Consider the following 17,585-nt stretch of genomic DNA (forward strand, 5'->3'; position numbering starts at 1 on the left):
TCGCCGCCTGACTGCGTTCGATCGATCCGTCTGCGATTGCCTGCTCGAGCGCAAAGATAGCGCTTTCGATCTCTGCCGCAGCGTCCGGATCGGCGGTCTCGTCACCCGATGGCAGGGCGCCTCAGCCGCTCGCAGCGCACCGATCTCGCCCAGCCTGCCACGCGGCCAGCGTCGCGAATACTGCGCACCCCGCGGGTCGACCATGATTTCCGCCACAAGACTAGGCGGCATGTGAACGACAGTATTGCCGTCGCCATCTTGGACGATGAGCGAGCCCCCATCTTCGCCAGACCGGACCAGCGAATATCCCGTCGCGGATTCGAACCGGGCTGTCAGTGTCGCGAAATCGAGTGTGCCGCGGGCCAGTTGGGCGACGACCGTGAACTCGACGAGTTCGGGGTCAAGGAGCAGGCCCAGCCCTGCTCCGAGCCGCAGCGCCTGTTCGTCGCGACCGTCGCCGTCTACACCCGACGCGGCAGGGTCGATTAGGCCGAAATAGTCGGTGATGAATCGGCGTACCGGCTCACCGAGATGGTGAAATGCATGGTTCTCATCTTCCATCTCGGCCAGCATCGCCTTCACGGCTTCGAGCGCCTGTGAGCGTTGCTTGTTTGTTCCGGAAGCGCCATGGCGAAAACATTTGCGGCCAGGCGATGTGCGAAGTCGATGTCGGCATCAGGGTCCCAGCCGGCCGCGGCTGCCCCGCTCGGACTCCGTCGGATCGGTCACGAACGCGCCGCTTAGCATGTCGAAGATTGCCGTCGCGCCAGTCTCGGAGTCGGTAACGACGGCATAGCGACCGCCATCGTCCCAAACGCGACCGATCAGCGAACCGCCTGTGCCGCTGCGCCCCAGCTCGTCGTTGGTGTCATCCCAAGGATGAAGCTGCCATCGTCCTGGCGGCGATAGCCGACAGTTGGCATAAGGTTGCCGAAGATGTGTCGCCGATGATCGGGCTCTCGCTACGAACCACTTCCTCCGACGTGGAGTACAGGCGCCCCAGCCCCGCCGGCCGCCCTGCCGCACCACCGTCGCTCCGCGGGTCCGCCCGGCTGCGGTCCGGCGTGGGTGCCGGCCGCGCGCCCCATGCGGACTGCGCCGCCTGCGGGTCGTGCAGCGTGTTGCCCAGCACGCCTGCGACCTGCGTCGCCAGGTCGGTCGCATCGCGGCGGTTCTGCCGGTTCGACCAGTAGGCCCCCGAGTAGGCCCGCTTCCAGATCTCCGGCAGCGAGCGGTCGAGCAGCGGCAGGAACGGGTGCAGCGGGTGCTTCGGGTCCTTGCCGTCGCCGAGCAGCGCCTGCGCCGCCGCGCGCGTGCCGTCGGCCGCCTCCAGCGGCATGCCGGCGAGCGCGCCGAGCTCGACCATCGCCGCCAGCACGCTGGCGACGTTGCCGGGCTCGAGCGTGCCGTGCGCCAGCAGCGCCGGGTCGACCGGCACCGGCGCGCCGTCGCGGTCGGGCCAGTAGGCGCCGTCCTCGACCGCCCACAGCACGTGGTCGCCGGTCGCACGGTCGCGCGCGATGCCGGCCCGCCCGAACACCGGGTCGACCGCCACCACATCGTGACCGGCCGGTACCGCGGTCGCCGGTCGCACTGCAACGGGCTCGCCGGCGGCCTCACGTCCCGGCAGGCCCGGCCGGTACGGCGTTTGCGGTCGGCGCAGGCCTGGCACGCGCGGTGTCTCGGCGGCCGGGACCGGTGCGCCCCGGGCGGGCGCCGCCGCTTCCTCCCGCGCTTCCCTTCGGTCGGCACCGCCGGCCGCGTCGACCGACCGGTCGTCCGGGGGGCGACGGTTCTGCAGGGCGGTCGGCGCGGTCCGTTCCGGAATACCGGGCGCGTCCGTCGCCGCGCGTCGGGAGTCGGGGCGGTTCAGCGGCGTCGCGGTGCCGGGGCGGCTACGTCGAAGCACTTTCATCTGCAAAACTCCGGAACAGGGGATCGGGTATGGGCAAGCCGCCGCGATGCGGCCGGCGCGCATGGAAAGCAGTGCATTTGCCGTTGCCAAATGGATCGGACTGATCGATTGATTGCGCCTGATCGATAGAAGATTGGCGCTCATGACCCTGCGCGAGCTGCAGTATCTCGTCGCCGTCGCCGACCTCGGTCATTTCGGCCGGGCGGCGGAGGCGTGCCACGTCAGCCAGCCGACGCTCAGCGCCCAGCTGCGCAAGCTGGAGGAGACGCTGGGCTTCGCGCTGGTCGAGCGCACCAGCCGCGCGGTCCATGTCACGCCGCTCGGCGCCCAGGTGGTGGCGCGCGCCCGGCGCATGCTGGCCGAGGCCGAGGCGATCCGCGGGCTCGCCCGCCGCGCCGCCGCGCCGCTCAGCCAGCCGCTCACCCTCGGCGTGATCCCGACCCTCGGCCCCTATCTGCTGCCCTGGCTGACCGCCGCGGTCGCGGCCGCCTACCCCGACCTGCGTCTGGTCGTGCACGAGGATCAGACCGACCGGCTGCTGCGGGCGCTGGCCGACTATCGCATCGACGTCGGGCTGATGGCGCTGCCGGTGGCAGCGCCGGCCGGCGGCGGCGACGGCCTCGCCACCCTGCCGCTGTTCGACGAGCCGTTCCTTGTCGCCGCCCCGCCCGGCCATCCCTTTGCCCGCCTGCGCCGGGTCGAGCCCGAGCGGCTCGCCGCCGAACGCCTGCTGCTGCTCACCGACGGCCATTGCCTGCGCGACCAGGCGCTGGCGGTCTGCCGTCTCGCCGCCGAACCGCAGGCATCCGCCGACTTCCGCGCCGCCGGGCTGGAAACGCTGCGCCAGATGGTGGCCGCCGGCATGGGTTGCACGCTGTTGCCGGCGATGGCGGCCGACGCCGCGGGGCCGTCGAGCGTCGTCGTGCGCCCGCTCGCCGGCGACGCCGGCCGGCGCATCGGCATGGTCTGGCGCAACGGCTACGACCGCGCCGGCGACCTGCACCTGCTCGCCGCGTTGATCCGTGCCAGCGCGCCGCCGACGGTCACGCCGGTCGCCGCCTGACACATCAGATAGATTCTCTCTATCCGATCCATCGAAACAATCGATTTCCTATTTAGATTGATTCCAATCAAGGTGACGCACGTCGCCGGGACGACGATAGCCTTGCCAAGTCGCCGCCCGTTGCCGACGCCCGGATCGCCGACCGCGCACCCCTTGACCAAGGAGCCAGCAATGAACGCACCAGTGACCGGCAAGTGTCCCGTGATGCACGGGGGCAACACGTCCCTCGGCCGCAACGTCATGGCGTGGTGGCCGAACGCCCTCAACCTCGACATCCTGCACCAGCACGACACCAAGACCGATCCGCTCGGCCCCGGCTTCGACTATCGCGCGGAACTGAGGAAGCTCGACGTCGCCGCGCTGAAGCGCGACCTGCATGCGCTGATGACCGACAGCCAGGACTGGTGGCCGGCCGACTGGGGCAACTACGCCGGCCTGATGATCCGCATGGCCTGGCACGCCGCCGGCTCCTACCGCATCGCCGACGGCCGCGGCGGCGGCGGCACCGGCAACCAGCGCTTCGCGCCGCTGAACTCATGGCCCGACAATGTCAGCCTCGACAAGGCGCGCCGCCTGCTGTGGCCGATCAAGCGGAAGTACGGCAACGCGGTCAGCTGGGCCGACCTGATCATCCTCGCCGGCACCGTCGCCTACGAGGCGGCCGGGCTGAAGACCTTCGGCTTCGGCTTCGGCCGCCAGGACATCTGGCACCCCGAGACCGACACCTACTGGGGCTCGGAGAAGGAATGGCTGGCTCGCGGCCGCTATGACAGCGACGACGATCCGAGGTCGCTGGAGAACCCGCTGGCGGCGGTGCAGATGGGCCTGATCTACGTCAACCCCGAGGGCGTCGGCGGCAAGCCCGACCCGCAGAAGACTGCGCTGGAGATCCGCGAGACCTTCGCCCGCATGGCAATGAACGACGAGGAGACGGCGGCGCTCACTGCCGGCGGCCACACCATCGGCAAGTGCCACGGCAACGGCGACGCCAGCCTGCTCGGGCCCGACCCCGAGGCGGCGGACGTCGACGGCCAGGGTCTGGGCTGGCGCAACCCGACCGGCAAGGGCATGGGCCGCGACACCGTCACCAGCGGCATCGAGGGCGCCTGGACCACCCATCCGACGCGGTGGGACATGGGCTGGTTCGAGATGCTGTTCAACCATGAATGGGCGCTGCAGAAGAGCCCGGCCGGCGCCTGGCAATGGCAGCCCGTCTCCATCGACGAGGCCGACATGCCGGCGGACGTCGAGGATCCGTCGCTCCGCCGCATGCCGATCATGACCGACGCCGACATGGCGATGAAGGTCGACCCGATCTACAACGCAATCTGCCGCAAATTCATGGCCGACCCGGCCTATTTCGCCGATACCTTCGCCCGTGCGTGGTTCAAGCTCACCCACCGCGACATGGGCCCGAAGGCGCGCTATTTCGGTCCCGACGTGCCGGCCGAGGACCTGATCTGGCAGGACCCGGTGCCCGCCGGCCGCACCGACTACGACGTCGATGCCGTCAAGGCGAAGATCGCCGCGACCGGCCTGTCCACCGGCGAGCTGGTCGCCACCGCCTGGGACAGCGCCCGCACCTTCCGCCGTTCCGACATGCGCGGCGGCGCCAACGGCGCACGCATCCGGCTGGCCCCGCAGAAGGACTGGGCGGGCAACGAGCCGGCGCGGCTGGCCCGGGTGCTGGCGGTGCTCGAGCCGATCGCGGCCGCGACCGGCGCCAGCGTCGCCGACGTCATCGTGCTGGCCGGCAATGTCGGCATCGAGCGCGCGGTCAAGGCCGCCGGCTTCGACATCGCGGTGCCGTTTGCGCCGGGCCGCGGCGACGCCACCGATGCGATGACCGACGCGGATTCCTTCGCGCCGCTGGAGCCGCTGGCCGACGGCTACCGCAACTGGCTGAAGCAGGACTACGCGGTCAGCGCCGAGGAGCTGATGCTCGACCGCACCCAGCTGATGGGCCTGACCGCGCCGGAGATGACCGTGCTGGTCGGCGGCATGCGCATGCTCGGCACCAACCACGGCGGCACCGGCCACGGCGTGTTCACCGACCGTGCGGGCGTGCTGACCAACGACTTCTTCGTCGCCCTCACCGACATGCGCTACGTATGGGCGCCGGCCGGGCCGAACCTCTACGAGCTGCGCGACCGCAAGACCGGCGCGGTCCGCTGGACCGCCACCCGGATGGACCTGGTGTTCGGCTCCAACTCGGTGCTCCGCGCCTATGCCGAGTTCTACGCCCAGGACGACAACCGCGAACGCTTCGTCCGCGATTTCGTCAAGGCTTGGACCAAGGTCATGAACGCCGACCGCTTCGACCGCGACTGACCGCGCAAGACGCGCCGGGGTCGGGCCGTTCTAACGGTCCGGCCCCGTTCGTTGCATCCGCTCAGTGCCGGCCCGGCTTCACTGCCGCCAGCACCGCCGCACGCAGGTCGCCGTCGACCGCCTTGTCGTTCAGGATCCGGGCCACCGCGGCATTGCCCGACCACTTGATCTTGGTGGCGTGCGCCGGGTCGTCGTTGTCGAACGACAGGGTCAGCGACCGGCCGTCGCCGGCCTCCGCCGGCCGGCGCAACGACCGGAACTCGAACGAGCCGGTGACCGGGCAGCTCGAGCCCGAGATCTTGACGGTGCCCTTGAACGTCTTGTCGCGCAGGTTGAGGTCGCCGTTGACGACGATGGTGCACCCGCCCGGTGTCGTGAGTGTGAAATTCTCCAGCTTCATGGCGAGACGGTCCCCTGGGGTTGAAGAGCCTCGATCCGCAGTCGTCGATGCGCGCCCGACGCGGGGTGGCGCCTTTGCCGGCTACTGCGGCGCCGCGTCGATCACCTCCACCACGTCGCCGCCGTCGCACGCGGTCAGGGTCGCATGCCAGCGCGACGGGAAGGCGCGGTCGAGGAAGGTGATCTTCAGCCGCCCCCACGACTGGCTGTCGATGCCGTAGGCGTCGGTCAGCGGCTGGTCGCACGCCAGTGTGCCGCCGCCCTGGTCGGTCCAGGTGCCGGCATAGGTGCCGCGGTCGTCGTAGTTGCCGCCCAGCCCGTCAATCAGCAGCAGGCGGGGGCCCGCCTGCAGCACGGCGGTCGCGCCCAGGTCGTCCCTGTAGACCACCTCGCCGACGTTGCTGGTCCACACCTCGTCGGCCGCGGCCGGTCCGGCCAGGCCGGCGGCAAGCACGGCAGCCAACGGCCACGCACGCGGTCCGGCGCACGAAGCGATCATGCCTCTCACTCCCTCGAAGGCCCGCGCCCGTCGCCGGGTCCGTGCCCAATGCCGGACCGGGGCAACCGCGGGCGCGTCGACGATAGCACGGCACCTCGACACCGGTCGCGTGGCGCGTGCGGAAGGCGCCTGTCACATCGGCCGGCGCTGTCCCGTCTTGTCGTCGGAAGCGGCCGCGCACACGCCGCCGCAACTGCAACCGGAGCCATCGCCATGCGCAAATACCTCGCCCGCCGTGCCATCCGCGCCTTCGGCGCCCGCTACGGCTATGATGTCGCCTACATGCACCACATGCTCGAAACCGCCCCGGCCGCCTTCTTCCGCTTCGCCCAGGCCGCCCGGCTGGCCCGCCATCGCGACGCCGCGTCGCGCGACGCCGCCTTCGCCGCCAAGCTGGTCGGCGCGCTGGCCGAGGATTGCGGCCCCTGCGTCCAGCTCGTCGTCGACATGGCGCGCGAGGCCGGCATGGCGCCCGACCAGGTCCAGGCGGTGCTGACCCGCGACATCGCCCGGATGGGTATCGACACCGCCCTCGGTTTCCGCTTCGCCGACGCGGTCGCCCGGCGCGACCCCGCCGCCGACGCCGCCCGCGACGCGGTCCGCGCCCGCTGGGGCGAGGCCGGGGTGCTCGACCTCACCCTGTCGGTGCAGATCGGCCGCCTGTTCCCGATGGTGAAGATGGGCCTCGGCTATGCCCATTCCTGCCAGCGCGTCCGGGTCGACGACCGTCCGGTCGACGTGATCGGCGCCGCAGCGGTCCCGCAGGCGGCATGACCGCCGACGCCGCAGCCTTCGCCGCGCTGCGGCCGCGCCTGCACGGGCTGGCCTATCGCATGCTCGGCAGCGCCAGCGACGCCGACGACGTGCTGCAGGACGCCTGGCTGCGACTCGGCCGCGCCGACCCGGCCGAGGTCCGCAGCCTCGAGGCCTACCTCGTCACCGTCGTCACCCGGCTCTGTCTCGACCACCTGCGCAGCGCGCGCGCCCGGCGCGAGACCTATGTCGGGCCGTGGCTGCCGGAGCCGCTGCTCGGGCCCGACCCGGCGGCGTCGCCCGAGGCCGCGCGGGCGCTGGCCGACGACCTCTCCTTCGCCCTGCTGCTGACGCTGCAGCGGCTCAGCGGGCCGGAGCGTGCCGCCTTCCTGCTGCACGACGTGTTCGACGCCTCCTTCGCCGAGATCGCCGCCGTGCTCGGCCGCAGCGAGGCGGCCTGCCGCCAGCTTGCCACCCGCGCCCGGCGGGCGGTGCGTGCCGCGCGCCCGGCCCCGCCGCCGCCGCCCGAGGCGCACCGCGCCCTGCTCGCCCGCTTCGTCGACGCCGTCGCCTCCGGCGATATCGCGCGGCTGCAGGCGCTGCTCGCCGCCGATGCCGTCGCCTATTCCGACGGCGGCGGCGTGCGCATCGCCGCGCTGCGGCCGATCCGCGGCGCCGCGCGCGTCGCCCGTTTCTTCCTCGGCCTCGCCCGCAAGGCCCGCCGCCGCGGCCAGGACGTCGCCTTCCGCCCGGTCACGCTCAACGGCGCGCCGGGCCTCGTCGCCTTTGTCGACGGCGCCCTCGACCAGACCTTCGCCATCGACGTCGCCGACGGCCGCATCGCCGCCGTCTACGTGGTCCGCAATCCCGACAAGCTGGCCGCCGTCACCGCCGGCCTCGCCCGCGCCGCCGCGCGGCCTTGACCCCGGCCGCCGCGCCCCTAGGCTGGGCCGCCGCGGCAGTCCGCCGCCGGATCCTGGGGAGGGGAACGCGATGCGCAAGATCGAACGGGTCGGCTATATCGGCGTCGGCCTGATGGGCCACGGCGCCGCCGCCAACATCCTGGCCAAGAGCGGCTGCCGGCTCACCGTGATGGGCCATCGCAACCGCGCCCCGGTCGACGACCTCGTCGCCCGCGGCGCCGCCGAGGCGAAGACGCCGGCCGAGGTCGCCCGCGCCAGCGACGCCGTCTTCCTCTGCGTGCCCTCGGCGGTGGAGGTCGAGGCCACCGTCTACGGCCCCGACGGCATCCTCGCCGGCTGCAGCGACGGCATGGTCCTGGTCGATTCCACCACCAGCGATCCGGTGATGACCCGCCGGGTCGGCGCCGATCTCGCCGCGCGCGGCTGCGCCATGGTCGACGCGGCACTCGGCCGCAGCCCGAAGGAGGCCGAGGCCGGCACGCTCAGCACCTATGTCGGCGGCGACCCGGCGGCCGTCGCCCATGTGCGCCCGCTGCTCGAATGCTATGCCGACACCATCGTCGTCTGCGGGCCGCTCGGCGCCGGCACCACCGCCAAGCTGATCAACAACTGCATCTCCATCGGCACCTGCGCCATCGTCGCCGAGGCCTTCGCCACTGCCGCCAAGATGGGCGTCGACCTGGAACGGCAGTGCGAGGTGATCGAGGCCGGCGGCGCCAACGGCCGCATGTTCCAGGTGATGAAGCCCTGGCTGCTGCACGGCGACGACAGCGCGCTGAAGGGCCCGCTGCGCATCGCCTGGAAGGACATGCGCACCTACAACGCCATGGCCGAGGCCGCCCCCGCCACTGCCGTGGTCGCCGCCGCGATCAGCCAGCTCTACCGCCTGGTCAACATGGCCGGCCACGGCGAACGCTTCATGCCGGTCCTCCCCGGCATCCTCGCCGAGATGGCCGGCGCCAAGATCGGCGACGGCATCTGACTTCGCCGCCCACCCCACTCGCGTCATGCCCGGGCTCGACCCGGGCATCACCCGCTGCCCGCTCCGATCTCGAAAGACGGCCGGGACAAGCCCGGCCATGACGCAAGGGCGAGCGACTGCCCAAGGACCGGCACCGCGGGCCGCCCGTTCAGGCCGCCTCGCCCGCGATCGTCTGCGCCGCCGCCTCGCCGAACAGATAGGCCGTCAGGTTCAGGTTGTGCATGATCGTGTCCGGGAAGGCGCTGGCGTCGGCCACCATCAGGCCGTCGATCCCGTGCACCTTCAGGTCCGGCCCGACCACGCTGGTCGCCGGGTCGCGGCCCATGCGGCAGGTGCCGCTCTGGTGATGGGCGGTGCCGATCGTCGCCGGCACATGGTCGCGGATGGCGCCGGCCGGCTCGATCCATCGGGCGTTGTGGCGGGCGAACGGCGCGCTGGCCAGCAGCGCCCGGTTCGCCTCCCAGGCGTCGGCGAACTTGTCGACGTCGCCCGTGTCCGACAGCAGGCCCAGGTCGATGACCGGCGCCTGCGCCGGGTCGGTGCCGGCGATCTCCACCGTGCCGCGCGAGCCCTGCCGGCACAGATAGGTCCACAGCCCGCACACCCCCTCGTCCTCGTCGACCGGGAACGGGTGGGTCTGCCACCACGGCTCCGGCCCGTCCATCGCCGCGCCGCGCCAGTTGGCGGCGAAGAAGCGCCCGGTGGTGCCCGCCGCCCGCTCGATGCGGAACAGGAACGGCACGCCGGGATGGTCGGTCAGGTTGCGCCCCACCGGCAGGTCGGCCGCCACCGCGATGCCGTGGCGGGCCAGCAGCGCCGCCGGCCCGATGCCGGAGCGCTGCAGGATCGCCGGGCTCATGAACACGCCGGCCGCGATCAGCACGGTCGCCGCACGTGCCAGCCCGCGCGAGCCGTCGGCGCCGGCCCAGTGCACGCCCACCGCCCGCCCGCGCTCGATCGCCACCCGGTCGGCCAGGCAGTTGGCGCGGATGGTCAGGTTGGGCCGGCCGCGCGCCGCGCGCAGATAGGTCACCAGCGTGCCCTGGCGCACCTCCTTCCAGCGGTTGTGCGGCATCGGGCCGAACACGCCGGCCGAGGCGTCGGGCGCGTTCAGGTCGGCCGCCTCGCGGATGCCGAGCGCGGCGCAGCCCTCGGCGAATACCCGGTTGACCGGCGCCCAGCTTTCCGGCCGGTAGCGCTGGATGGTGATCGGCCCGTCGCTGCCGTGATAGGGCGCGTCGGAAGTCCAGGTCGCGCTCGATCCGCATCAGATCCGGCAGCCGGCGCTCCCAGCCCCAGGCCGGCCCGGCCACGTCGGCGAAGCGGTCGAGGTCGAACGGTGCCGGCCGCGCGGCAATGGTCGAGTTGACCATCGACGTGCCGCCGACCAGCCGGCCGCGCGGCAGCCACAGCCGGCGCCCGCCGCGCCGCCCGCCGATGTCGTTGTCGTAGAGGCGCCAGTCGAACTCCGGCACCGCCGGCACCCGCCAGTGGTTCTCGCCGCTGACCGCGAACAGCGGCAGCTGCTCGGCCTCGTCCGGGAAGTCCGGCCCCGCCTCGATCAGCAGCACCCGCCGCCCGGCATCCGCGCTCAGCCGCGCCGCCGCCACCCCGCCGGCCGAGCCGGCCCCGACGACGACGACATCGAATTCATCCGCCATCCGCCCCTCCACCATGCCGGGTCCCGCGATCGCCTTGCCGACGATGGGGTTTCGCGACCACGGCCCATGATGATGCACAGCCGGGCCGGTGGCCGGGCAAGCGGAATCGTCCGAGGCCAGCCGGGACCGCGGAAACGGCCGGGCCCCAACGCCGTTTGATCAAATCAGAATACCTGATACACAGGCGCGACGGCCATGCCGGCCGTCGTTCCGCCGCGCAAGGACTGCCATGAGCCGCAACTTTCTGGTCATCGACCCCGAGGACAACCCGCAGGTGCTGAAGGGCCTGGCGTCGAGCGCCCGGGTCCGGATGCTGAAGATCCTGCACGACAACGGCGGCCTCAACGTCAACGAGATCGCCGAGCGGCTCGACCTGCCGCAGTCCACGGTCTCGTCGAACGTCCAGATCCTCGAGGATGCCGGCCTGGTCCGGACCGAGATCCGCAAGGCGCGCAAGGGCAACCAGAAGATCTGCTATTCGACCTTCGACGAGGTCCTCGTCGTCTTCAAGGACAACGTCAAGGCGCTGAGCGCCAGCGCGATCGAGGTGGCGATGCCGCTCGGGCTCTACACCGGCTTCGAGGTGACCGCCCCCTGCGGCCTGTGCTCGCCCGAAGGCATCATCGGCCTGCTCGACGTGCCCGACACCTTCCTCGAGCCCGACCGCATGAAGGCGGCGCTGGTCTGGTTCACCCGCGGCTACGTCGAATACCAGTTCCCCAACAACGCGCGGAAGGTCAACGCCGCCATCGAGGCGATCGAGTTCGTGATGGAGCTGAGCTCGGAGGTGCCCGGCACCAATGCCAACTGGCCGTCCGACATCTCGCTCGCCGTCAACGGCGCCCCGGTCGGCACCTGGCTGTCGCCCGGCGATTTCGGCGACAAGCGCGGCGCCTACACCCCGGACTGGTGGAAGCTGAAAGGCTCGCAATACGGCAAGCTGAAGAGCTGGCGCATCGCCGCCGACGGCAGCTATGTCGACGGCGTCCGCATCTCCGACGTCGCGCTCGGCGATCTCGACATCGACCGCCATCATTCCATCCGCATGCGCATCGGCGTGCGCGACGACGCCGCCCATCCCGGCGGCATCAACCTGTTCGGGCGCGGTTTCGGCAACTACGACCAGGACATCCTGATGCGGCTGCACACCCGCCGCCGCCCGGCCGACCCGGCGAGCTGAGCGCATCGACGCCCTGCGCGGCGCCTCCGGAGGCGAGTTGTGCCTTGACGGCCCGCCCCCTGTTCCGGTCCAATGAACCGTGATATTCGATATAAATCAAAAAACCGGGAAAGTTGACGGGGAGGCTGACCATGAAGGCGACGGTGACCGCGCACAGCGACTATGCGATCGCGCGGATCGACGATCGGGTCTACGGCGCCTTCCTGGAGCATCTCGGGCGCGCGGTCTACAGCGGCATCTATGAGCCCGGCCATCCCACCGCCGATGCCGACGGCATGCGCGGCGACGTCGCCGAGCTGGTCCGCGCGCTCAGGATCCCGATGGTGCGCTACCCCGGCGGCAATTTCGTCTCGGCCTACAACTGGGAGGACGGCATCGGGCCGAAGGACCAGCGCCCGACCCGGCTCGACCTCGCCTGGCACACCGCGGAATCCAACCACGTCGGCATCCACGAGTTCGCGTCGTGGTGCGACACCGTCGGCACCGACATGATGCTGGCGGTCAACCTCGGCTCGCGCGGGCTCGACGCGGCGCGCGCCTTCGTCGAATACGTCAATCATCCCGGCGGCAGCTACTGGAGCGACCTCCGCCGCAAGAACGGTCGGGCCGCGCCCTGGAACTGCCGGCTGTGGTGCCTGGGCAACGAGATGGACGGCCCCTGGCAGATCGGCCACAAGACCGCCGACGAATACGGCCACCTCGCCAACGAGACCGCCAAGGCGCTGCGCGCCTTCGACCGGTCGCTGGAGCTGGTCGTGTGCGGGTCGTCGCACTCGCAGATGCCGACCTACCCGCAGTGGGAGGCGACCGTGCTCGAGCACACCTACGAGACGGTCGACCACATCTCGCTGCACATGTATTTCACCAACTACGAGAAGAACACGGCCAACTATCTGGCGCTGAGCCACGTGCTCGACGACTATATCGGTACGGTCGCCGGCATCATCGACTTCATCAAGGCGAAGAAGCGGTCCAAGAAGCGGGTGACGATCTCCTTCGACGAATGGAACGTCTGGTATCACACCCGCAAGCAGGACCGCGCGTTCCTCGAGGGCCGCGACTGGCCGCATGCGCCGGCCCTGCTCGAGGACATCTACAACTTCGAGGACGTCCTCCAGGTCGGCTGCATCCTCAACACCTTCATCCGCCGGGCCGACGTGGTGAAGATCGCCTGCATCGCCCAGCTGGTGAACGTCATCGCGCCGATCATGACCGAGACCGGCGGCCGGGCCTGGCGGCAGACGATCTACTATCCCTACCTGTTCGCCTCGCTGTACGGGCGCGGCACCGCCCTCAACCTCGCCGTCGACTGCCCGGCCTACGATGCCGACACCGCCGACAAGGTGCGCTTCGTCGACATCGCCGGCGTGCAGAACGACGACGGCATGCTGACCTTCTTCGCGGTCAACCGCCATGGCAGCGAATCCGCGACGCTCGACATCGGCCTGCATGGGTTCGCCACGCCGCGGCTCGCCCTGCACAAGACCATCCGCCACGACGACCTCGAGGCGGTGAACACGGCGGACGCACCCGACAATGTCGCGCCGGTCGATGCCGCCGGCGCCGCGGTCGAGGACGGCCGCGTCAAGGCCGTGCTGGCGCCGCACTCCTACCACGTGATCCGGGTCGCGTTCGGCCGGCCGTAGCGGCGAACGCCCCGCCTTCCATCGCTCTCTCTCCCTGACTTGTCATCCCCGGGGCCCGACCCGGGGATTCTTTCTTCGCGTCCCGTCCGCGGTCAGCCCTTGATCCCGGCGCTCAGCGTGATCGCCTGAGTGACCCGGCGCTGGAAGATCAGGTAGATGATCGCCACCGGCAGTGCCGCCATCACCGCCGCGGCAAGGTCGCGGGCGTAGTACACGCCGAAGGCATCGTTGACCTGGGTGATGCCGACCGTGATCGTCATCTGGTCCTCGTGGTTGACGGCAAGGAACGGCCACAGGAAGGCGTTCCACGCCCCGATGAAGGTGATCACCGCCAGCGCCGTCGTCACACCCCAGTTCATCGGCAGGAAGATGCGGAACAGCATCTGGAAGTGGCTGGCGCCGTCGATGACGGCGGCCTCGCGGTATTCGGGCGGCACGGAATCGAAGAACTGCTTGTAGACGATCACCACCACCGGGTGGATCAGCTGCGGCACGACGATGCCGGCCCAGCTGTCGAGGAAGCCCGCGTCGGCCATCAGGATGTAGTGGTTCACGATCAGCGCCGGGATCGGCACCATGAAGCTGGCCAGGATCATCCACCACAGCAGCCGCCGGCCGGGGAAGCGCAGCTGGGAGATCGCATAGCCCGCCATCACCCCCATCAGGATCACGCCCAGGGTGACCGCCGCCGACGTCACCAGCGAGTTCAGGTACCAGATGCCCATGTTGGTCTGGGTGATGACGTGGACATAGGCTTCCAGCGTGAAGGTGTCGGGCCACAGCTCCACATAGGGCCGCACCACCTCCTGCTCCGGCTTCAGCGTCGTCACCGCCGACCAGTAGAGCGGGAACGCCCAGATCACCGCGCAGACCATCGTCAGCAGGGTCAGCGCCAGGCCGGCCTTGTCGAAATAGCGCACGCGCCGCGCCTGGATCTCGGTCATCGCGCCGGCGGCGCCGGAGGGGGCGTGCGCCGTCATCGCCCGCCCCGCGCCCGCAGCGATTGGTACTGCAGCACCGACACCACGACGATCAGCACGAACAGCGCCAGCGCGACCGTGGCGGCATAGCCGCCGCGGTTGTGCACGAACGCCTGCTCGTAGATGTACTGCACCAGCACCATCGTGGTGTTGGTCCGGCCGCCCTGGGCGAACAGATAGACCTGGTCGAAGATCTTCAGCTGCAGGATCAGCTGGATGGTCATCACCAGCGCCGTCACCGGCCAGATCAGCGGCCAGGTGATGCGGCGGAAGTTGACCCAGCGGTCGGCACCGTCCAGCGACGCCGCCTCGTACAGCTCCTTCGGGATGTTCCGCAGCCCGGCCAGGAACAGCAGGATCGAGAAGCCGCAGGTCCACCAGATCGTGACCAGGCCGACCGCGGGCATGAACCATTCGTAGCGCCGCCACACCGCCACCGGCTCGCCGACGATGGGCTCCAGCACATACTGCGCGATCCCGAACTGCAGGTCGAACACCCATTGCCAGATGCGGTAGACCACCGAGACCGGCAGGATGTAGGGCAGGAAGAACGCGGCCAGGATGCCGCTCTGCAGCCAGCCCTTGAGCCGGCTGACCATCAGCGCGATACCCAGCGCGGTCAGCGTGCCGGGGATGACCGTCAGCAGCACGAAATACAGCGTGTTCCAGATCGCCGTGCCGAAGGTGCGGTCGCCGGTCAGCCGGTCGTAGTTCTTGAAGTCGTTCCACTCGCCGGCGCCGATCAGCGGCGCGTCGGTGAAGCTCAGCCAGGCCATCTGCAGCGACGGATAGATGAACATCCAGCCGTACACGCACACGAACGGCCCGACCAGCAGCAGGGCCACCCAGCCCTCGCTTCGCCGCGTATTCGCCATACCTCGTCCCGGCGCCATCGCGGATACCGGGCCGGCCCCGTGTCGCAGGGCCGGCCCGGACGGTCCCGTCCTGCCTATTCGAGGAAGTCCAGCTCGTCCTTCATCAGGCCGACCGCTTCCTCGGCGTCCATCTCACCGTTGACGCTGGCGGTGAAACTGTTGCCCGCGGCGTCGAACATCGGCGAGGCGACGCCGGCATAGATCGACTTCGGGTCGTAGATCAGGTTCTGGGTCACCACGGCATAGGTCGCGTTCGGCTCCATCGCCTGGTACTCGGCCGAGTCCGTCACCGCCTTCAGCGCCGGGATGTGGCCGGCGGTCGCCCAGAACAGACCGTGGTTCAGCATCCACGAGATCACCGTCAGCACGGCCTCGCGCTTCTCCGGCGCCATCTCCTTGCCCTGGTTGTGCGGAATGGCGAAGGCATGGGAGTCGGCGTAGGTCGACGGGTGGTCGAAGAACACCGGCAGCTCGATCGCGCCCCACTCGAACAGCTCGCCCTTGTCGTACAGGTCGGCCATCGTCGGCACTTCCCAGACGCCGTTGATGTGCATCGCCGCCTCGCCCGAGGTGAACAGCGCGATCGCCGCCGGATATTCGGTATAGGCCGGCACATAGCCGTCGCCGCACCAGTCGGAGACGACGCGCAGCGCGTCCACCAGCTTCTCGTAGTTGTCGCCGGCCAGCCACTCGCCGTCGGTCAGCATCTCGCCGTCCTGCTGGCCCAGCAGCGAATAGATCGTGCGGAACTGGAAGTTGCCGCCGGCGGTGAAGGTCGACATGCCCCAGGTGGTGCCGCCGTCCTGCAGCGCCTTCAGCGCCGCGGTGAAATTCTCGATGCCGTCCAGGCCCTGCGGCAGGCCGTCGTCGCCGATCAGCCCGGCCGCCGCCAGCTTCTCCCGGTTGTAGTACAGCACGATCGGGTGCGTATCGAACGGCACGGCATACTGCTTGCCGTCCAAGTGCACGGCGTCCCAGGTTGCCGCGGCGAAGTCGCCCTCGCCGAGGCCCATCGCCGCCATGTCCTCGGGGGTGATCTCCTCGAGAATGTCGTTCGACACCGCCAGCGGGATGCGCGAGGTGTGATAGGTCATCATGTCGGGGCCTTCGCCCACCGCGGTCGCGGTCTGTACCTTCGAATAGTACGGCACGCCCCATTCCAGCGTGGTCGCCTCGATGGTGATCTCGCCGGCATGTTCCTGGTTGAACTGGTCGATCAGCGTCTTCATCCGTACGCCGTCGCCGCCGCCCAGGAAGTCCCACCAGATCACCGTCTGCTCGGCATTGGCATAGGCCGTCCCGGCAAGCAGCGTCGCAGCCGCCAATGCCGTCGTCTTCAAGAGACCGCTCATCATGATCCTCCCGTCGAGTTTGCATCCGCCAGCTTGCGCCGGTCTGCGCGTTGAACGCCCAGCAGCCGCGGCAACGGCCGCGATGCAGCGCCGTCGAAACCTAGCGCGGAACTCGGAAAGGGATCAATCCCTGCGATCTATATCGACTTTCTTGGTATTGAAGAAGGCGCGGGCGCCGCTGCGGCACCAGCCTCAGTCCGGCTCCAGTCCCGCCGCCAGCCGGTTCAGCCGACGGGCGCGCTGCACCTGGCGCGCATGGTCGGGATGGTTGGCGTCCAGGAACGCGGCCATGAACCCCTTGTCGCGCTGCAGCGTCTCCAGCTCGCGCCGCGCCTCGTCGGCCGACATCGCGAAGCCGCCGTCGTGGCCGCCGCCGGCGAAGCCGTCCTCGCCCAGCGCGGCCCCGACGTCGGCCATCATCGCCAGTGCCGCCGGCCGCCCGGCCAGTCCCTCCAGCTCCGCCATCCCGTCCGCGCCCTCCAACCCGCGGGCGAAGCGGGCCAGCGCGCGCGCCGCGTCGGCCCGTCGCCGGTCATAGTCGCCGCCCCAGCGCGCCCGCAGCGCCGTCTCCGCGTCGCGGTCGGCCGTCTGCCGCGCGCCGGCATGGGCGGCCAGCGCCGCGTCCAGCCGCCCCCGCCACCAGCCGGTCAGCCGCTGCGCCTGCGCCTGGCTCAGCCCGGCGTCGTGCGCCAGCGCCCGGAACTCCGCCACCGCGTCGTCCGTCCCCATGTCGTCGGGCATGTCCAGCGCATAGCCGTCCGGGCTCTCCGGACAGCCGAGCCGCGCATGCACCGCCCGCCAGCCGTCGGCATCGTCGTCGCGCGCCGGCAGCACCAGCGCGCGGCCGGCCCGGTCTGCACCCATCAGCCGCTCGAGCTGGCGATAGCTCTCCAGCGCCGCCGCCGGCCCGTCCCAGCGCTTCGCCGCCGCCAGTGCGCGCAGCTCCTCCGGCAGCCCGTCCAGCCAGCCGTTCTCGGTCATGTCGTCCTCCAGCTTTTCCGTCGGGTCCGCCTCACCCGCCCGCGC

16 protein-coding genes and 1 pseudogene are annotated in these 17,585 nt (G+C 70.5%); 8 read left to right on the top strand and 9 right to left on the bottom strand.

The annotated features are described in order from the left end of the window. The first annotated feature begins 366 nt into the window (after positions 1–366). Entirely contained in the window at positions 367–489 is a 123-nt protein-coding gene (locus R3F55_00275) for a hypothetical protein (GenBank protein MEZ5665883.1), read from the top strand. A 379-nt stretch (positions 490–868) separates the two neighbouring features. Here the strand turns inward: R3F55_00275 and R3F55_00280 are convergent, their stop codons facing one another. Further along, positions 869–1,594: a hypothetical protein gene (locus tag R3F55_00280; GenBank protein ID MEZ5665884.1), complete on the bottom strand. Its 726-nt coding sequence runs from the start codon at positions 1,592–1,594 to the stop codon at positions 869–871. Positions 1,595–2,057: 463 nt separating this feature from the next. On the opposite strand from R3F55_00280, the gene R3F55_00285 reads away from it, so the two are divergent. Beyond that, positions 2,058–2,978: a LysR substrate-binding domain-containing protein gene (locus R3F55_00285; protein MEZ5665885.1), complete on the top strand. Its 921-nt coding sequence runs from the start codon at positions 2,058–2,060 to the stop codon at positions 2,976–2,978. Between the two features lie 171 nt (positions 2,979–3,149). Next, entirely contained in the window at positions 3,150–5,309 is a 2,160-nt protein-coding gene (gene katG / locus R3F55_00290) for a catalase/peroxidase HPI (protein MEZ5665886.1), read from the top strand. 61 nt (positions 5,310–5,370) lie between these two features. Here the strand turns inward: katG and R3F55_00295 are convergent, their stop codons facing one another. Further along, positions 5,371–5,709, bottom strand: a complete 339-nt coding sequence (locus R3F55_00295; protein ID MEZ5665887.1) for a hypothetical protein — start codon at positions 5,707–5,709, stop codon at positions 5,371–5,373. A gap of 81 nt (positions 5,710–5,790) precedes the next feature. Beyond that, positions 5,791–6,207 (bottom strand): hypothetical protein, encoded by a 417-nt coding sequence (locus tag R3F55_00300; GenBank protein MEZ5665888.1) that lies wholly within the window; start codon positions 6,205–6,207, stop codon positions 5,791–5,793. 213 nt (positions 6,208–6,420) lie between these two features. Here R3F55_00300 and R3F55_00305 point away from each other — a divergent pair, with 213 nt between their 5' ends. The 3 genes from R3F55_00305 to R3F55_00315 all read left to right on the top strand — a co-directional run bounded on the left by R3F55_00305 (position 6,421) and on the right by R3F55_00315 (position 8,865). Further along, positions 6,421–6,981, top strand: a complete 561-nt coding sequence (locus tag R3F55_00305; GenBank protein MEZ5665889.1) for a hypothetical protein — start codon at positions 6,421–6,423, stop codon at positions 6,979–6,981. Continuing rightward, positions 6,978–7,883 (top strand): RNA polymerase sigma factor SigJ, encoded by a 906-nt coding sequence (gene sigJ, locus R3F55_00310; GenBank protein ID MEZ5665890.1) that lies wholly within the window; start codon positions 6,978–6,980, stop codon positions 7,881–7,883. Before R3F55_00305 ends, sigJ begins: the two co-directional genes overlap by 4 nt. 70 nt (positions 7,884–7,953) lie before the next feature. Beyond that, on the top strand, positions 7,954–8,865 hold the full coding sequence (locus tag R3F55_00315; GenBank protein ID MEZ5665891.1) for an NAD(P)-dependent oxidoreductase: 912 nt from the start codon (positions 7,954–7,956) through the stop codon (positions 8,863–8,865). A 148-nt stretch (positions 8,866–9,013) separates the two neighbouring features. Here R3F55_00315 and R3F55_00320 read toward each other — a convergent pair whose 3' ends face one another. Continuing rightward, complete coding sequence (locus tag R3F55_00320) at positions 9,014–9,529, bottom strand: GMC family oxidoreductase (GenBank protein ID MEZ5665892.1); 516 nt, start codon at positions 9,527–9,529, stop codon at positions 9,014–9,016. A 93-nt stretch (positions 9,530–9,622) separates the two neighbouring features. Then, positions 9,623–10,090, bottom strand: a pseudogene (locus R3F55_00325) (GMC family oxidoreductase N-terminal domain-containing protein). 665 nt (positions 10,091–10,755) lie between these two features. On the opposite strand from R3F55_00325, the gene R3F55_00330 reads away from it, so the two are divergent. Then, a complete protein-coding gene (locus R3F55_00330; protein MEZ5665893.1) occupies positions 10,756–11,706 on the top strand; it encodes a helix-turn-helix domain-containing protein in 951 nt (316 codons plus the stop codon). Between the two features lie 131 nt (positions 11,707–11,837). Beyond that, entirely contained in the window at positions 11,838–13,352 is a 1,515-nt protein-coding gene (locus R3F55_00335; protein MEZ5665894.1) for an alpha-N-arabinofuranosidase, read from the top strand. Positions 13,353–13,444: 92 nt separating this feature from the next. On the opposite strand, the gene R3F55_00340 is transcribed toward R3F55_00335, so the two are convergent. From R3F55_00340 to R3F55_00355, 4 genes are all read right to left on the bottom strand, one after another. Beyond that, positions 13,445–14,296, bottom strand: coding sequence for a carbohydrate ABC transporter permease (locus R3F55_00340; GenBank protein ID MEZ5665895.1), 852 nt, complete (start codon positions 14,294–14,296; stop codon positions 13,445–13,447). 32 nt (positions 14,297–14,328) lie between these two features. Then, positions 14,329–15,207, bottom strand: a complete 879-nt coding sequence (locus tag R3F55_00345) for a sugar ABC transporter permease (protein MEZ5665896.1) — start codon at positions 15,205–15,207, stop codon at positions 14,329–14,331. Between the two features lie 74 nt (positions 15,208–15,281). After that, positions 15,282–16,559, bottom strand: a complete 1,278-nt coding sequence (locus R3F55_00350) for an extracellular solute-binding protein (protein MEZ5665897.1) — start codon at positions 16,557–16,559, stop codon at positions 15,282–15,284. A 192-nt stretch (positions 16,560–16,751) separates the two neighbouring features. Beyond that, entirely contained in the window at positions 16,752–17,540 is a 789-nt protein-coding gene (locus R3F55_00355; GenBank protein ID MEZ5665898.1) for a hypothetical protein, read from the bottom strand. Between the last annotated feature and the right edge of the window lie 45 nt (positions 17,541–17,585).

Source organism: Alphaproteobacteria bacterium, from assembly GCA_041396705.1.
GTDB lineage: Bacteria > Pseudomonadota > Alphaproteobacteria > CALKHQ01 > CALKHQ01 > CALKHQ01.

What these genes read in the sequence shown, in the direction of transcription:
- R3F55_00285 (MEZ5665885.1), top strand. Translation starts at nt 2,058, where the DNA reads ATGACCCTGCGCGAGCTGCAGTATCTCGTCGCCGTCGCCGACCTCGGT.
- katG (MEZ5665886.1), top strand. Translation starts at nt 3,150, where the DNA reads ATGAACGCACCAGTGACCGGCAAGTGTCCCGTGATGCACGGGGGCAAC.
- R3F55_00295 (MEZ5665887.1), bottom strand. Translation starts at nt 5,709, where the DNA reads ATGAAGCTGGAGAATTTCACACTCACGACACCGGGCGGGTGCACCATC.
- R3F55_00300 (MEZ5665888.1), bottom strand. Translation starts at nt 6,207, where the DNA reads ATGATCGCTTCGTGCGCCGGACCGCGTGCGTGGCCGTTGGCTGCCGTG.
- R3F55_00305 (MEZ5665889.1), top strand. Translation starts at nt 6,421, where the DNA reads ATGCGCAAATACCTCGCCCGCCGTGCCATCCGCGCCTTCGGCGCCCGC.
- sigJ (MEZ5665890.1), top strand. Translation starts at nt 6,978, where the DNA reads ATGACCGCCGACGCCGCAGCCTTCGCCGCGCTGCGGCCGCGCCTGCAC.
- R3F55_00315 (MEZ5665891.1), top strand. Translation starts at nt 7,954, where the DNA reads ATGCGCAAGATCGAACGGGTCGGCTATATCGGCGTCGGCCTGATGGGC.
- R3F55_00320 (MEZ5665892.1), bottom strand. Translation starts at nt 9,529, where the DNA reads ATGGACGGGCCGGAGCCGTGGTGGCAGACCCACCCGTTCCCGGTCGAC.
- R3F55_00330 (MEZ5665893.1), top strand. Translation starts at nt 10,756, where the DNA reads ATGAGCCGCAACTTTCTGGTCATCGACCCCGAGGACAACCCGCAGGTG.
- R3F55_00335 (MEZ5665894.1), top strand. Translation starts at nt 11,838, where the DNA reads ATGAAGGCGACGGTGACCGCGCACAGCGACTATGCGATCGCGCGGATC.
- R3F55_00340 (MEZ5665895.1), bottom strand. Translation starts at nt 14,296, where the DNA reads ATGACCGAGATCCAGGCGCGGCGCGTGCGCTATTTCGACAAGGCCGGC.
- R3F55_00345 (MEZ5665896.1), bottom strand. Translation starts at nt 15,207, where the DNA reads ATGGCGAATACGCGGCGAAGCGAGGGCTGGGTGGCCCTGCTGCTGGTC.
- R3F55_00350 (MEZ5665897.1), bottom strand. Translation starts at nt 16,559, where the DNA reads ATGAGCGGTCTCTTGAAGACGACGGCATTGGCGGCTGCGACGCTGCTT.
- R3F55_00355 (MEZ5665898.1), bottom strand. Translation starts at nt 17,540, where the DNA reads ATGACCGAGAACGGCTGGCTGGACGGGCTGCCGGAGGAGCTGCGCGCA.